General features: G+C 39.4%; 17 protein-coding genes, 2 tRNA genes and 1 pseudogene. 7 read left to right on the top strand and 13 right to left on the bottom strand.

The features are described 5' to 3' along the window. The first annotated feature begins 347 nt into the window (after positions 1-347). Together FTU91_RS04890 and FTU91_RS04885 are read left to right on the top strand one after the other, a co-directional pair. Complete coding sequence (locus FTU91_RS04890) at positions 348-1646, top strand: FAD-dependent oxidoreductase (protein WP_166170758.1); 1299 nt, start codon at positions 348-350, stop codon at positions 1644-1646. Positions 1647-1649: 3 nt separating this feature from the next. Beyond that, a complete protein-coding gene (locus FTU91_RS04885; protein WP_180081212.1) occupies positions 1650-2483 on the top strand; it encodes a cyclopropane-fatty-acyl-phospholipid synthase family protein in 834 nt (277 codons plus the stop codon). 80 nt (positions 2484-2563) lie between these two features. On the opposite strand, the gene FTU91_RS04880 is transcribed toward FTU91_RS04885, so the two are convergent. Continuing rightward, positions 2564-2639: transfer RNA gene (locus FTU91_RS04880), tRNA-Thr, on the bottom strand. 131 nt (positions 2640-2770) lie between these two features. Then, complete coding sequence (locus tag FTU91_RS04875) at positions 2771-2998, bottom strand: hypothetical protein (RefSeq protein WP_086196493.1); 228 nt, start codon at positions 2996-2998, stop codon at positions 2771-2773. Positions 2999-3184: 186 nt separating this feature from the next. Here FTU91_RS04875 and FTU91_RS04870 point away from each other — a divergent pair, with 186 nt between their 5' ends. The 4 genes from FTU91_RS04870 to FTU91_RS04855 all read left to right on the top strand — a co-directional run bounded on the left by FTU91_RS04870 (position 3185) and on the right by FTU91_RS04855 (position 4834). Next, on the top strand, positions 3185-3325 hold the full coding sequence (locus tag FTU91_RS04870) for a hypothetical protein (RefSeq protein WP_180041935.1): 141 nt from the start codon (positions 3185-3187) through the stop codon (positions 3323-3325). Positions 3326-3385: 60 nt separating this feature from the next. After that, a complete protein-coding gene (locus FTU91_RS04865; RefSeq protein ID WP_180041937.1) occupies positions 3386-3577 on the top strand; it encodes a hypothetical protein in 192 nt (63 codons plus the stop codon). Positions 3578-3705: 128 nt separating this feature from the next. Then, positions 3706-3963: a hypothetical protein gene (locus tag FTU91_RS04860; RefSeq protein ID WP_180041939.1), complete on the top strand. Its 258-nt coding sequence runs from the start codon at positions 3706-3708 to the stop codon at positions 3961-3963. A 595-nt stretch (positions 3964-4558) separates the two neighbouring features. Next, positions 4559-4834, top strand: coding sequence for a hypothetical protein (locus FTU91_RS04855; RefSeq protein ID WP_180081210.1), 276 nt, complete (start codon positions 4559-4561; stop codon positions 4832-4834). Between the two features lie 825 nt (positions 4835-5659). On the opposite strand, the pseudogene ssb reads toward FTU91_RS04855, so the two are convergent. The 10 genes and pseudogenes from ssb to FTU91_RS04805 form a co-directional block, all read right to left on the bottom strand. Further along, a pseudogene (gene ssb / locus FTU91_RS04850) lies at positions 5660-5985 on the bottom strand (single-stranded DNA-binding protein); the annotation flags it as partial. A 10-nt stretch (positions 5986-5995) separates the two neighbouring features. After that, a complete protein-coding gene (locus FTU91_RS04845) occupies positions 5996-6508 on the bottom strand; it encodes a hypothetical protein (protein WP_218944728.1) in 513 nt (170 codons plus the stop codon). 2 nt (positions 6509-6510) lie between these two features. After that, complete coding sequence (locus FTU91_RS04840; RefSeq protein ID WP_180081206.1) at positions 6511-8688, bottom strand: DUF3631 domain-containing protein; 2178 nt, start codon at positions 8686-8688, stop codon at positions 6511-6513. 5 nt (positions 8689-8693) lie between these two features. Then, positions 8694-9056 (bottom strand): hypothetical protein, encoded by a 363-nt coding sequence (locus FTU91_RS04835; RefSeq protein ID WP_180081204.1) that lies wholly within the window; start codon positions 9054-9056, stop codon positions 8694-8696. 111 nt (positions 9057-9167) lie between these two features. Beyond that, entirely contained in the window at positions 9168-9527 is a 360-nt protein-coding gene (locus FTU91_RS04830) for a hypothetical protein (RefSeq protein ID WP_180081202.1), read from the bottom strand. 8 nt (positions 9528-9535) lie between these two features. After that, positions 9536-9742: a helix-turn-helix domain-containing protein gene (locus FTU91_RS04825; protein ID WP_180081200.1), complete on the bottom strand. Its 207-nt coding sequence runs from the start codon at positions 9740-9742 to the stop codon at positions 9536-9538. 90 nt (positions 9743-9832) lie between these two features. Next, the gene (locus FTU91_RS04820; RefSeq protein ID WP_180081198.1) at positions 9833-10120 is read right to left on the bottom strand and encodes an AlpA family transcriptional regulator; all 288 of its coding nucleotides are present in this window, start codon (positions 10118-10120) and stop codon (positions 9833-9835) included. A gap of 134 nt (positions 10121-10254) precedes the next feature. Then, a complete protein-coding gene (locus FTU91_RS04815) occupies positions 10255-11226 on the bottom strand; it encodes a hypothetical protein (RefSeq protein WP_180081196.1) in 972 nt (323 codons plus the stop codon). A 98-nt stretch (positions 11227-11324) separates the two neighbouring features. Next, positions 11325-12614, bottom strand: a complete 1290-nt coding sequence (locus FTU91_RS04810) for an integrase arm-type DNA-binding domain-containing protein (protein WP_180081194.1) — start codon at positions 12612-12614, stop codon at positions 11325-11327. A gap of 210 nt (positions 12615-12824) precedes the next feature. Then, positions 12825-12915: transfer RNA gene (locus tag FTU91_RS04805), tRNA-Ser, on the bottom strand. A 121-nt stretch (positions 12916-13036) separates the two neighbouring features. Here FTU91_RS04805 and FTU91_RS04800 point away from each other — a divergent pair. Then, the gene (locus FTU91_RS04800) at positions 13037-14914 is read left to right on the top strand and encodes a potassium transporter Kup (RefSeq protein WP_086196470.1); all 1878 of its coding nucleotides are present in this window, start codon (positions 13037-13039) and stop codon (positions 14912-14914) included. An 86-nt stretch (positions 14915-15000) separates the two neighbouring features. Here FTU91_RS04800 and FTU91_RS04795 read toward each other — a convergent pair whose 3' ends face one another. Then, complete coding sequence (locus FTU91_RS04795) at positions 15001-15702, bottom strand: hypothetical protein (protein WP_180041974.1); 702 nt, start codon at positions 15700-15702, stop codon at positions 15001-15003. Positions 15703-15893 lie beyond the last annotated feature (191 nt).

Here is a 15893-nt window from a genome sequence, read left to right as displayed (position 1 = left end):
TGTTCCACTTTAGATATTTGTTTAAGATGAGATGTAACTCATTGAAATGTGTCATCATATTCGTCGTCAGAAAACAAGTATTATGCCATTATTTCAATGAGTTATCTTTTTTTGTCGTGTACAAAGACTTTTTTTAAAGGTTTTTTGTTTTTTATGCTTTAAAAATAAAATAATTTATTAAATTTATTTCAAGGTTTTTTCTATATAAATAAATGTAATTTTTGCCTTTATATGCATCATGATGAGTTTTGTTAAAAACATACATTCTGGAATATTTTAATACCGCCTTTTAAGCTGGCTTGGTTCATAATTTCAATAATCTTATGTGTAACTGACGGATAATAATTTTGGATATTGCAGTTATTGGCAGTGGCATGGCTGGGCTAGCTACCGCAAGAATTCTTAAAGATGCAGGACATAGCGTTACTATTTTTGAAGCCTTGGCAGGTCGTGGTATGGATAGCCATAGCATTGAATTCGAGGGCGGCCTGATTGATGCTCCCCTGCGTGTCATGAACCCGCATTTGTGGAAAAACACCCTTAGTCTGGCGGCCTATCTGGGTATCCAGACCTTTCCTGTACGTACCTATATGGCATGCAGCTGGTTATTTGAAGACCGTACCGAAACCTGGCTGACTACCTCACGCAGCCGTATTGGTAATTTTCCGATTATTAATAACCGTAAAGGCATTCAGCAATATGGCTGGCGCATGGTGAAAGGCATGCTGCAGTTGAAGACGGCGATTGCGAAATTCTTCAGATCGAAGCACCAGGACATCACCCTGGCTGAATTCATTAATCATAATGATATCGAAGAAGTGTTCTGGCATGGTGCCGTAATGCCGGTGCTGTATACTATTTGTACTTGTAACCCGAAAACCATTGGCGAATGGCCTGCTAAACCCTTGCTGGTTTTCTTGCGTCAATTGACCGATGGCGATGCATTGCTGCGTCTGCAGGGCGGTACACCGGCCCTGGTCGATAAGCTGATTGAAGGCATTGAAATTCGTGGTGGTTCTGCCATTACCCATATTCAACAGCAACAAGAAAGGGTATTGATTGAAAATGAACAAGGCGAACAGCAGCTGTTTGACCGTGTGATTGTCGCCACACCGACCAATAAAATTGAAACATTCCTGGATAACCAACAATTTGCTGATGATATTGCGCTGTTAAAGAAATTTAAATTTGAGCAGGGCCAGCTGGTGATTCATACCGATCAATCGGTAATGCCACCAAAACGTAAAGATTGGGCTGTACTCAGCTACATGATGGACCGTAAATTTACCCGTCAGCAATTTACCGTCTGGCTGAATTCGGTTGAGCCAACCTTGGTCGGTAAATCGCCCGTATTCCAAACCTGGCAGCCGGTGACAGAGATTGATCCGAAAAAAATCATCTCCTCAGTGAGCTTAACCCGTGCTGTAGTAGATTCACAAACAGTAGCTTTAAATAAAGAACTGCAAGCCCGTCATCATGATTTAAACCGCAAAGTGTTCTATTGCGGTTCATGGTCTTGTGATGGATTGCCTGTACTGGAATCTGCCGTGACTTCAGCCATGCATATTGCAGAGATTTTAGGTGCACCATTGCCGTTTGCCGGATTAAAACCTAAAGTTGAGGTTGCTCCACAACTCGGCTACTAAGATATGAAATGGCTTCAAGCGATTCGGCAGAAACTTCCTCAACATAAATACGCAATCAATGCGAAACAGTTAGGAGATGATGCCGTACTCGCCTGGAGCAATCTGGGTTATTGGGATGATGCAACATCGTCCTATCCAGAAGCTTGCCGTCAGTTGGCAGATCAATTGGCGCAAGCTGTATCTTTAAATGCCAAAGATCGACTGCTGGACTTGGGCTGCGGGCAGGGGGCAAGTTTACTGTACTGGCAACAGCACTATCGGGTTCAGCATATTGAAGCCGTGGAACTGCAAGCCAGTTGTGTCATGCAAATTCAAAAACATTTTCCGCAAATTACGGCCATTTACCCGCAATCCTTTTTAAATTTAAAACAGATTCCTTTTCAACAGCGCTTTGATGTGGTGCTGTGTATCGATGCTGCCTATCATTCCAATTTAAATTCGTTCCTGTATTCAGTAGACAATGTTTTAAATTCAAAAGGCCGACTGGGTTTTCATTATTTAATGCTGTCCGAGCAATGGCTGAATTTAAATGCACTACAAAAGCAAAAATATAAGTGGTTGCTCAAGGCTGCAGATGTGAATCTGGAGCATTTGATGATGGCATCGGGATTAGAACAGACATTGCAGCAACATGATTTTAGTCACATTGAAATTCGCGATTTATCCAAAGCCGTTTTATACGGATTTGCAAACTACTTTCAACATTTGCAGCAATTGCCACAGCAGGGCACAGGTGTGGATGCCTTTAAAATTCGCATGACTGCAAAACTCTGTCAGCAGCTGTATCAGGATGGGTTAGTCAATTATGTACAGATCAGTGCAACAAAGAATGCCTGAGACTGGGATAAAGTTCTAATTTTTAAAAGCAAAGTACAAAAACAACAAAGCCTCACTAAAAAGCGAGGCTAAGTATAAAATGGTGCCGGCACACGGATTCGAACTGTGGACCTACTGATTACAAGTCAGTTGCTCTACCAACTGAGCTATGCCGGCAACGTGCAGAGAATAATAGCGAATTTCGTTGAAAACGCAAGCCAAAAAATGAGCGGTTGAATAGGGTAAATGGATTTGGATATTTTAAATCACCCGTTATTTAAATTCATGTCCTGTTTCAATTGAACCGGTTATTTACTCCTTAAAATCTGGTCCAGATCTTGAGCACATTCTTCTAAGGTTAAAGCCATATCGATTTGCATTTGTGGTTTAAGTTCGCTGGCCAGTTTTCGCCATTGTTCGATCAGTCGCAGGGCTTTTTGAATTTTATGTTTATTCATATCCTTGGCAATCGTTGGAGTATAACCACCACGTTTAGCATTCTTGATTTGTTTGACATAATTATTGCTGGTATTCATATCTACTCCCGAATAGCAGTTTTTCTATGTGTTCAATGTGCTGTTACAGGTCGATTTAAGGTTCTGTTATATGATTGTTATCATGGAAATATTGCATTTATATGATCATATCTCAACAGGTTTATTTACCTGCTGAGCTTGCGAAATAATAGCGTGCAGTAATTGTGCCATTTAGGTGACATGTGAATGAAAGATCGGACTTTGCAGGCTTTTGGTAATCAATGTGAAGCTGATTTCATCACGGTTGTTGCAGATCAATCATCTAGAAAATTCACAGTTACAATGATGGAAATTGAAACATGGCTGGAGTTGGAAGATTCAATTTAAGGCGTAGATTAATGCTGATGTAGCGCAACTGATTAATGGCAATGCACAGGAAAGATAACCATGACTGAACAAGATAACCCACAACCAGATCAGCAAAAACAGCCTGTTCCTTTAATTCAACATCCTGACCAGCAGAAACACCCTAATCCACCCAACCCTCAACCGGATCAACCCGACCAGCATATCGGGACAGCCAATCTGCAAAAAAATCCGGACGAACAGCCTGAAAATCCAATCAGACAACAGAAATAAAGGATTGCTGTGGGTCTTGAATGAGGCATCCCATTCTTATTATTTCATCAGTAGGGATAAGTAACTTTTTTCTGGCAAAGTGCTCTGATGAGGGATGTTTATCAATAAGCTCAAGGAAAATATATAAGATGACAAAATGGACCAAAATGATCAGTACTGTCGTGGTACTTATGTTTATCGCCATTGCTGCATTGCTGTATTTTCAGTCCAACAAAAAACAGGAATTTGGTGGCTTTGAGGAGGGTACAGAGCAATACTATGGTTATCGCTATGCACAAGACAATCTTAACTCTGTAGATCAATGTGATGATGATAAAGATGATCCGTCCATGAATTTCAACGAGGAATTTTTTCAGGGATGCCAGAAATATTTTGAAGATAAATAATGTTTCAAAAGCAGAGAATATAAAAACCTCAATCTTGACGATTTTTCCCAGTTTATTTTCATGGTTTTAGAACTGCTGGGTATTTTTGCTGAATAGTATACGATAAAAAAAGGCTTAAACCCTTTAGATTTAAACCTTTGTACACTGCGTTGGATTGCAGTTCTTTCGAATTTGGCGGTGAAAGAGGAAGTCGTAAACAGTATATAAATAACTGAAATATATAGATATAAATTATTAAAAATTAAAATATACCGACAAATATACCGACAAGTGAAAAAAGTTATGATGTCGGTACACGTATCGTCAATTAGATTCCTTAAATCTCGATTCGGGTAATTTTATATATTGAATGAGTTTAATAGCAGAAAAAAATATAAGTGGTTTTGCTGTTTCTTCCAATCTGCTTTTTTACTGGTCGAGTAATTCGAATAGTTGGGTAACTTTACGGTAACTGTTGTACATTATTTTTGGTATGTTGAACTGAGTATCTTTGAGCTAGTCACTGAATTATATTAAGTAACTCACTTATTCAGATTTTAAAAGTTATTTTTATTTATCATAGTCTTTTCTTTAATCATAAAAAATAGGAGGGTATATGGGGCTTATTCTCATAGTTATTCATGCAGTTATTTCATTTGCTGTTGGTAAAGCTGTAGTTAATGCAAAGCCAGGGATAGCTAATTGGTCGATAAACAAAAAACAAGCTATAACGCTTATCTGGTTTTTCCTCAGTGTACTTGTTTGGGTGGGTATTAAATCAATGCAACAAGACTTCGCTATTGAGCAGCATCTTTTTAGCAGTATTGGTACATCAATTATTATGGGTATGATTTTTTACCACGCCTTAAAACCTAAAAAACAAACTGTATAAAAACAAAAAACAAGTATTAGAGTAGTTTTTTTAGATTGGATATTATGCAATTATAAAACACTATCTTTGCAGAAAAGCCTCCACGTTTAATAATGAACTTGGGGGCTTTTTTTAATTTCATAATCAGTCATTTTTCTTCCTAAAATGTAATATTTTGCCAATAGAAAAAACCACTTGACTTTTACGCCCATGAGGTAGTTTCCATAAACAGGTAAAACGGCGTATTTTATTGTGATTTTTGGTTTTAATTTATTGTTTTATAAAGATAATTTAATGATTTGCTAAATTTTATTAAAAAATGCTTATATTTAGTCTATTTTTGGTAGTTTTTGCCAATAGAACCCCTCTAAAAAAATATGCTTGACAATTTGCTTCATGGGGTTAATTTGCGGAACAGCTAAAACAGCTAAAACAGCTAAAACAGCTAAAACAGCTATAAAAAATATAAAAAACAACCATAAACATTTGTTTTATATTACTAAATTTTGGTTTAGGGTTAATTTAAAATTAGTACATTCAGTATGGGGCTATTTTAGGTGGTTTGTTTTGGTATTTTTTGCCAATAAATATTAATAATTTCTACCTTGTTTAATAAGGTTTTTATGCTGTTTTCTCAAGGTAAATTCAAGATATGCCGTATCTGTAAAATACGGCGTTCTTGTTGGATGCAGCATGACAAAAATAGGGATTGCAGATAACTAGTTATAGCTAACTTATGACTAGGTTTAGCTATAGGTGTACCCAGTCGACACGTTATCTATGCCATGTCGATTCAGTTCGATTTTATCGATATAAAAAGCCCCCAGTTAAGGAGGCTATTTATTAAAGCAATTGCAGCTCATCGGCTCGAATCTCTGTTATTTCCTTTTCATATCCGCTTTGGTCTTTCCACTTTCGGGTACGCAATGAACCCTCTATATAAACCTTTCCGCCTTGCTTGAGGTACTTACCCCTCGCAATCTTGGTCAATCGGTTACTGGTGGCGATTCTGTGCCACTCTGTAGCCTGTTTGCGTTCGCTTGTAGTCTAGCTTTCCAATTATCAATAGTTGCAATGCTGAATGAAGTAATACTGCCACCGTTGGGGAAATTCTTAGTTTCAGGGTCACGGCGTAATACCCCCATTACAGTTACTCTATTTAAATTTGCCATTGTTTAATTCTCAACTGTATATAAATTCACAAGGCATAGATAACCAAGTATTAAACGCTGTACCTGTGCTGTCATCGGGTAAATAGTCCTGTTCTAGCTGGTCGGGAGTGGTAAGGAATGTTTTTGCATGGTCAAAATATACAAGCTGCCCACTTTGAATGAGCAATCTCTCAATGATATTCAATTCAGCATCATCGACCTTTAACACACCTTTAACTGTTTCTCGCCACTCATTCGCTAATACTCTCGCTGTAATCATAGGTACGCCATTGTAGCGGTAATGGGTGCGCTTACGGTCTAACATCCATTGGTAGCCATCTAAAGCACGTTTAACCAATATCGAAAGGTCACGGCTCGTATGTTTCAGGTATTCAATCAAGATGGGCTTATTTGCTTTCAGTTCCTCCAATAGTTCATTCGGTGGCATCACTGGGCTTTCCCATCTCAGTTGATCAGGTGGGGCAATAAACAATCTGCATTGATACGACTTGGCAAGTTGAATCAAATTAAGTGCCTTTTGCATGTTCATATTCCACCCCCGAACATATCAATCGTTTTTGTGTCTATCACTTCATTAGGCTGTGATACTTTAGCCTTTACCTGTTTTTTTGCTGTCGTTACCCCGTTACTATGCTGTTCACTCCTTGTAACCCTGTTTTGGGTAGTAACATCGTTACAAGTCTTGTGTGGCGTGGGTTTGAGCGAATTTTGAAACGTAACATCATTGTTCGGTGTTACGTTTTGTTTTTCGCTGCAAGCCTTATGTGTCGTGGGTTGTAACGATGTTACGACCTGAATACCCCTTTCAGGGATGTATCGCTTAAACGCATCATCAAATTGGCTTAACTCGTAACCGCTTTTTACTTCTGCACCCACCCGAACCTTTTTGGATTTAATGCCAAAATGTTTTAGGCGTGCTGCTAATTGGTGTTGAGAGATTGGCTTACCTCTATTCCATGTAGCCCATGTGCTTTCCTCATCTTCATTGAGGGCTGCAATCAGTCCAGCACTAAACATATTTTTATAGCCGTGTTGCTCAAATATCTTTTTAATGTCGGTAAGAAGTTGCTCATTTACGCTAGGAGATTCAACCTCTGTGCCATCAATTAATAATGCTGCATGATTTGCCTTTGCAAGCCATTCATCACTTGCTAGTTGAGCAATAATAAAAAGGCTCTCCCAGTTGTCTTGCGCTCGGTCATGTAGTTGCTCGGGCAATTGTGGTTGAGTGCTTTTTATTGATTCAAAATTATCATTTACCCATCTTAGGCATTTACTTTTGATGTTGTGCCATTCGGTTTGATCTGCATGTCGTAAACGCTGCTTTTGTTCACTGGGCAGCTTGCGCCGTAGCTCCAAAATAATTGAGCGGTCTTTAATGGTTTCAGGTAGATGACCAATACCACTAATCGCTTTAGCACAGTAAACATTGAAGCGTTTAGGCTTATTGTCATCTCCATCACAACGAACAACAAAAGCATTTTTACGGCTGTGACCTGAATTAATCACACCTCGTAAGTCCTCATTCTCTTTTAAGAACGTATCTGCTTCATCAATCAACAATGTTGGTTTCCAGCCCTCAATAGCTCTGTATAGTGCTGGGGCAGATATGTTTGAGGTCGATAAAGGCTTGTAGCAAAGCTCGCCAATCAGCGTTAAAAGCTGTGTTTTACCGCACCTTTTTTCAGGGGCAGTGATACAAGCGATTGGGGCAATGTGCATTGCATCTATTGCCCATGTGTAGAGAATCCACAACGCTGCTGCAATCCGTGTCTGAGGCTCACAAGCGATATGATTATCTATCACTTGCTCTATGCTGCTGAGTAGCTCGCCACCATTTACAGGCAAGTGCCATGCTTGCACATGGTCAAAAAAATCATCCTCTTGCTGACTTTCCGCTATCTCTTTCCGCTTGGCTTTAACAAGTTTATCTAAGATGCTTGCACGTATTCCTAGATGCTCGGCTTCTGCTGCTCGTGTCTGTTCATATTGCAACTCGGTAAGGTTTGCCAATCGTAGAATGTCGTTATCTGTTGCATCGGTGTCAAATGGGATTAATTCACCCCATGTTGGTTGTATCTCTGCTGACTTGCCATTTAATGCCTGTCTGATCTGCTCATCTGTTAAATGCGATATATCAGCATCAAAGTGAATCTTTAAATCATTGTTGTGTTCAAGCTGTTTGTTGGTTGCAATGATTCTAGGCTTATAAGCATCAAAGTATTTATCTAGCAGCTTAAATGCTTGGTCAATTTGTGAATGAAACACGGCGGTATAATTCAGTTTTGATAACTTACAAAACAAATTAAAATTATCAGTAGCAATAAAAACTTGTGCAGTCGATAGGCGCATATTGGCTACTGGTGTGCCACTTCCAACGGTAGCAATGCTTTTACTGCCCTTATTTAACACTGAATAGCCTACAAGCTCTTTGCTTTCAAGGTTATACAATGGAATAGCTTTAAATCCTGCAATATCACAGCCCTTATAAAGCGTTTCATCTGCAACGGTTCTTATATTTCCTTTTGGCTCATTTTGTACCAATACATTTAAATCAAAGTCTTGTATTGAATAGCTTTCAATGACTTTTTTTGTAAAGGCATGAGTATGAGAAAATATTGCCTTTTTTGGCATTAACTCCCTAGCATCAGCTATAATTTGCTCGGGTGTTATTAGTTCTTTGGGGTGGTCATAATCAAGCATTGTGGCTACCCCGCATTATTATTTAATAAAGAAATACGCTCATTATGTTTTTTTTGCCATTTAGCCCAAAATACACAAGAAACGGCTTCCATTGCCTGATCAATATGCAAAGTCCCTACAATAAAATCAAAACTACAATCTGGGTATTTTAACTGAGCCTCATTCTTAAATTGGTTAGCTTCCTCAATAGAGTAAAAAGGAATATTCCAGTTTCCTAGAGGATAGGCAATATCACTATTTGCAAGTCCCACGGCGATATAAAAGCAATAGCGTTTGTTATCTGCCATTGCATCAATCCATGCTTGGATTCTTTCTTTTGATTGATATTCAGGATTAACAAATGATTCGGTATTAATTTGATTAGGCATGATTACTCTCCCCATACTTTTTTTAGCACTGAGGAAATACGCTTAAATAGTCCCTGTTTTTGTGCAAAGTCTGAGGACTGGATGCGTTGGCGTGTAATTTGATGGATGTTTTTAGGCATTAGAATGCGCTCCGTTTGAATTTAAAGGAGCCTTGCCGATTACTGTCAAATAATGGTGGCGAGGCTGAAAAGGGTTGACAGACAGGCTCAAACGGATACCTGCACACATAAATGTGTCCCTCTCCAGCTCCGCCATAACATGCGAACGCATAGAGATATTACGCACAAAAAAACCGCTTGGAGCGGAATGTACGCCGTTTGATAATTTGCAGTCTGTCAAAACTGATTCATCATGTGGATGAACGGTCTTAGAATAAACAGAACTGTTTATACTTGCAATAACAAAGCAAAATATAACAAAGCAAGTGCCTAGAAATATGCCCTTGAATAAGTCAAAAAATAACTCTTTCATGTTGCCACCTACTTAATAAGTTCATAACGTGCATGTCTGCCAAAGCCTGACTTATTGCAAATGTTATGGGTCACAATGTCATAACCTGTGTTGCGTAAACGTTGGATGATTGCACTTAAACGGTAGCAACCGAAAAGGTCGATAGCCTCTGCCTGTGAAATGGTTTCACCTTGCTTGAGATGGTCTAAAACTTGCTGCAATTGGGTGCTATTCATGTTCTTGCCCTCACTGGATCGGGTTCACGTTGGCATTAATCAAAAAGCCATCAGTAGAAAGCTCAAGTTCTTTGTGCTGCTGCATCGTGTTTAAGCCTCCAAACCTTTCGAAGCCATCCATGCTTCAATATCTTCAATACGCCATGCAGTGATGCGCTCGGTTAACTTGATCGGGGCAGGGAACTCGCCAGTACGTACTTTCTCCCATATAGTTGTTTCACCCATTGGCAGTTTGCCTTGACGTTCAGGACGTGCCTTGATGATTCGAGTTGTGCCATCTTTGGTGGTGTACTTGCGTTCTTTACGTGCAGCCGTAGTCGCAAGCTGTGACATACGGTAAAAGCCTTTTGGGGGATGGTTGAATTTTTCAGTGGACATAAAAAACCTCTAACTATGTACCGTATTGCAACGGCGTTAGAGTTAGTATGTTGTTGTTTTATATCGGTGTGTGTAACGCTGCTAGCAAGGTTACCTCTCTGCTAGCAGAATGACCTTTTTGCTAGCAGAGTGACTTATTTTTTAGTGGAACGGGCATTTATTCTCTTTGTTATTTCTGACGCTAATTTTCTAGGGTCTAAATCTTTTAAATAATTATCCTCTTGAGCGTGTGGATTATTTAAATAAAATTGTCTTAAAAAATACCTTGCACATTCGATTTTTGTCCATTTTTCTACTTTTGCTCGTTCTGGGTGTTGGTATAAATCAAACACTTCATCAAAGATAGGATTCATTTTTTCTAAATACTTATTAGCTTTTGCCCTACCTCCGGTAGATGCTATTTTCGTTATATCAACTGATGGCTTTTTATTTTGAAACAATTTATCTGCAATAATTTTTGCATCATTCAATAGGTCGTGTAGATAACGAGTTAAATCAATAGATTGTCCCACTGTTTCAAAAGTAGCGTTAATTGAACAATATTTCCAAAAAAGCCCATTTAATCCCAGCATATCTATATGAAGGCTAGAATAATCTAATACGGTTATACCGTCTTCAAGTGTTGGAGGGGTTATTCCTTTGATAAAACTTGCATACATTTCATCATTAAAATTATTAAATTTATCTAAACAAAATTGGTGGTCGATTCTGGATTTAATAGGGATTTCTGAACTGTAATTAATTAAAAAGCTAGACGTGTAAAGTTTTTTTAAGTCATTGAAATTTTTTTGATTCTTTAGCTCAATTAAATTGTCATACCACAATGAATACATTAAATACTGAAATTCATCATAGGAATTATTTACTCGAATCATCTCTTTAAATTTTTCTCTTTCTTCATCGAGTGAAAAATATTGGAAACATTTTTTTGTATATTTTTCTATTAATGCTTTCAGTTCTTTGGGAGTTAAGATTTCGAATTGATTATTTGGTTTGAACAAAGATACGTTCTTTCGATTTGAAACTACCGCAATACTAATAATCTTATTAAAAATTTGTTCCTTCAAAGAAAGATTATAGGTATATATTTGATTTAAATATTGCACTTTGCCTCCCACGGCGCACCCAAAAGCAGTCAGGTAAACAAGTTGGGTACTTGCTTGTCGGATGCCTCCTATACCTGACTATTCAATAATACTGAAATTTATGCAGTTTTAATGTTTTGTTTGAATTGAATCAAGTTTTCACTATCATTATTTGGCTTAAACCTTGATACATCCCCACCTTGACGAAGCGTGTCCAAATAATCCGCCCATAGCTGCATCATTTCACGTCTACGGCGTAAAAACTTAGTTCGGTTGTAAGCTGTACCGTTTGGGTCTTTAACCTTGTGTGCAAGCTGGTGCTCCACAATATCGGTTCTGTATTCAATTTCTTCATCGAGCAATGTTCTCGCCGTTGCTCTGAATCCGTGTGCTGTGTGCTTTCCTTTAAAACCTAATCGCTTTAATACTTGAGTAAGGGTGTCTGTACTCATGCACTCAGATGAAATTTTGACGCTTGGGAATACATATTTTGAAGTAGTCCGCAGTTCTTCAAGTTCCTTGAGAATGTCATAAGCCTGAATTGATAGCGGTACTATGTGGTCTTGATTTGTTTTACTTGCTGCAAATGACAAGCATCTGTTTTCAAAATCGACTGATTCCCATAGTAGGCCACGTATCTCGTTTGGACGCTGATAAATGTAAGCTGACAACTTTAGTGCTAATTCGGTTCTGATTCTTGTACGTGGGAAGTCCTTAGTTAAACGCCACGTTTTACGGAGTAGATCGGCCAGCTCTTTTTCATTCGTCACAGCATTGTGATTGCCTTTGATGGGTTGGGGTAGGCTAATGTCGGGAGCAGGGTTATAAGTAATGATTCGGCGTTTTAATGGAAGTTTAAGCACCATATTCATAATTGACTTAACACGTCTAGCCGATTCAAGCGCACCACGTTCAACAAGTGCATCGGTCACATCTCGTTCCAGTTGCTCAGTAGTCAGTTGTGCTACTGGCAACTTGCCAATAAAGGGCAGTATATCTTTATCAAGTTTGCGTATTGTTTCACTGTCCACCTTTCCTTCATGCTTGCGAATCTCTAACCATTCCGTAGCAAATTTACTAAAAGTGTTCTCTAAGGTTTCAAGCTGTTCGCGTTTTTTATTATTCCGTTGCTCGGCTGGGTCAATACCATCTGCCAGCATCTTTTTAAATTCTTCTCTCTTTGTTCGAGCTTGTTCAAGGCTAATGGTTGGATAAGTACCAATTGCAAGGGTGTTATATTTTTGCGTCACTGGTCGGCGGTAATCCATGCGCCAATACTTCGCTTCGGTATCATCAATCAATAAATATAGGCCACCGCCGTCAGGGTGTCTTTGCTTCTTTGCACCATTCACATCAAAGCTAAGGTTCTTAACGCCTTTAGCAGTCAGCTTATTAGACTGTTTTGCCATTCTGATTTCTCCTAGTTGTCGGTACAAAATCAGCACTTCTTTGGATTGGTGGTCAAAATTTAGCTGATTTGAATTTATACCGACAAATATACCGACAAAGTTGTCGGTATACTACCGTAATCCACCGTATTGTATTGGGTATAAAAAAAGGCTCAATCCCTTTAGAATCAAGCCTTTTGCACTACGGTAAACTACTATAAAAATCGAATTTGGCGGTGAAAGAGGGATTCGAACCCTCGATACGCTATTAACGTATACACACTTTCCAGGCGTGCTCCTTCAGCCACTCGGACACTTCACCATTGCGCCGCGATGATAGCGAAAAAAAGCCCTTCTGCCAAGTTGAAACAATTGATTTAGAGCAAAAGTTTTTGCTCAATGATATCATTGCGAAAAAATAGTGTTCAAAACGAAGACGAAATATGCAAAGTACTGCACAAAAAGCCGCATTGCCCGCGATTACTCTGGCAGCATTAGGGGTTGTGTTTGGAGATATTGGAACCAGTCCACTCTATGCGCTGAAAGAATCATTCCATACAGTACATGGCTTGGGGATTAACCCTGAAAATGTATTGGGTATTTTGTCGATTATTTTTTGGACCATGACACTGGTCATTACCATTAAATATGTCGCCATTGTTATGCGTGCAGATAACAATGGTGAAGGCGGAATTATGGCGCTGTTGGCCCTAAATTTGCGTAATACAAATTTTAGTGATCAAAAAAAGTTACTGTTAATTGCGATTGGCTTTATTGGTGCTTCCCTGTTTTTTGGGGATGGCATCATTACCCCCGCAATTTCAGTGTTATCTGCAGTTGAAGGGCTTTCTATCGCTACAAATGTTTTAGACCCTTATATTATACCAATCGCCATTACGATTGTGACCATATTGTTCATCATGCAAAAGTATGGAACAGCCTTTGTGGGCAAGTTTTTTGGTCCAATAACTTTATTATGGTTTTTAGCACTCGGATTCTTGGGAATCTCTAGCATTATTCAGACTCCTGTAGTTTTGGGGATGTTTAGTCCACATTGGGCTTTCCAGTTTATTGTCACTCATCCCTTAATGACCTTCTTTATTATGGGCGCGGTCGTACTGACCGTGACAGGCGGGGAAGCCCTGTATGCCGATATGGGCCATTTTGGTCCTGTTCCTATTCGTTTGGCCTGGTTTTTTGTGGTGTTACCTTGTTTGTTAATCAACTATGCAGGTCAGGGGGCATTATTACTTCGCGATCCAAGTGCGATTCAAAATCCATTCTATTTATTGGTGCCTGAATGGGCTCTATACCCCATGATTTTCTTGGCAACGATGGCCGCAGTCATTGCCTCTCAAGCTGTTATTTCAGGGGTGTTCTCTTTAGCACGTCAAGCCATTCAATTGGGTTATTTACCACGACTGACCATTAAGCACACATCAGACTCAGAACAGGGACAAATCTATGTGCCTTTACTGAACTGGGTTTTACTGGCCTCTATTATTGTACTGATCTTGATTTTCCAAACCAGTTCACGCTTATCTCATGCTTATGGTCTGGCTGTGACCATGACCATGTTATGTGACACCTTACTGATTGCTGTGTTTATTCGTTACACATGGAAATGGAACCTACCGAAACTGATGCTGCTGATTACTCCATTCTTGGTATTGGACTTGGTATTGGTAAGCGCAACCTCACTCAAAGTATTCTCTGGGGGATGGGTTCCACTGTTGATAGGTGGAATTGCTTTCCTTCTATTAATGACATGGAAAGAAGGGCGTGAACTGACCTTCGCCAAGCTCCAGCAAGATACCTTACCTTTAGATATATTCGTGCAAAGTATCGATGAGCAAGCCAATTGGGTAGAAGGGGAAGCTATATTTCTCACGGGTACTCCCACCGTGGTGCCGCATGCCATGTTGCATAATATGAAGCACAATAAGGTCTTGCATCAGAAAAATATTATTTTGACGGTTAAAATTCAAGATGTTCCTTACGTCGCTGATCAGGATCGCTTCCAAGTAGAAATGATGAATCGCCATTTTTATCGGGTTGAACTGTTTTACGGTTTTAAAGATGAGATGAATATTCCGCAGGCACTCGAAGCGGTCTACCAATCGATTGAACTTGAATATAATTTGATGCAAATCAGCTTCTTTGTTTCGCGTGAACGAATTATTAGTACAGTGGGTGACGGTATGGCCTCTTGGCGCGAAAAGCTGTTTATTTCGATGCAGCGCAATACCAGTCCGGTGAGTGACTTTTATCGGATTCCTCCCAATCGTGTGGTTGAATTAGGCAGTCAAATCGAAATCTAAGTTTCAGATCGTATAGACAATAAAAAACCAAGGTGGAAAATCCTTGGTTTTTTATTTGGAGGATGAAAGCCTGAAAAAGAGCGTGATTAGTTCTCTGTTGCCTCTGTCATTGGTACTTCAGGAGAGACCTTTACCGGAGCATCGATTACAGCAGCTTCTGGTGCTGCTTGTACTGCATCATCTGGCTGTGTTGCTTCAGGAGTGGCTGCAAAGGCTTCCTGGGTTGCAGTGGTCTCAACATGATTTGCTGGTGCGGCAGCCGCAGATTCATTGCTTAGTTCTGCTTGAGGCATATTTGCTGCATTGACTTGTGCATCAGCAGCAGATTGATTGACCGGCGCAGTTGCAATCTGTTGATCGGAACCTTGTTCCGCCTGTTGTGCAGCTAATTCGCTATTCTGTTGTATCTGATCTACATGGTCAGATACAGCCTGAGCTGTTTGCTCAATAGCAGATTCATTTGCTTGTGCGCTAGATGAATCAACTTGTGCTGCTGTATTTATCTCTGAGCTTTGTGCCACAGTTGCATCTGAAGCTGATCTGGCTTGTGCTGCGGTTTCAGAACTCGCTGCATTTGCCTTGGTAGCAACTTGACCTGCATCCACAATGCGGATTTGACCGCTAGCCACTAATTCTTCAATCGAACCTGCCTGACCATTTACTGCAGTGCTTACTTTGACTTTAGATAGACTTTCTAAGGTATCGCCCGGTTGAATGGCTGGTTCTGCGAATGCCGTTGCACTCATCATTCCTGTAACCAGACTTAAACCTAAAAGCTTAAAATGCATAAAATACTCCCTAGCAATCATTATTCAGATTTTTTGCGTATTTTTACCTTGTCATAAGCAGCATCGGTTTTTCAATCAAACATACGTAAAGCTCTTAAGACTGGTTAGAAAAGCTTTAGAAAATGAGACAGACTGTTACAACAACTGTGCTTTTGTTGAACAGTTTTAGGCTAATTGTTAAGCAAATAAAA

The organism is Acinetobacter sp. YH12201 (genome assembly GCF_013418145.1).
GTDB lineage: Bacteria > Pseudomonadota > Gammaproteobacteria > Pseudomonadales > Moraxellaceae > Acinetobacter.
This window is presented reverse-complemented; position numbering and strand designations above follow the sequence as displayed.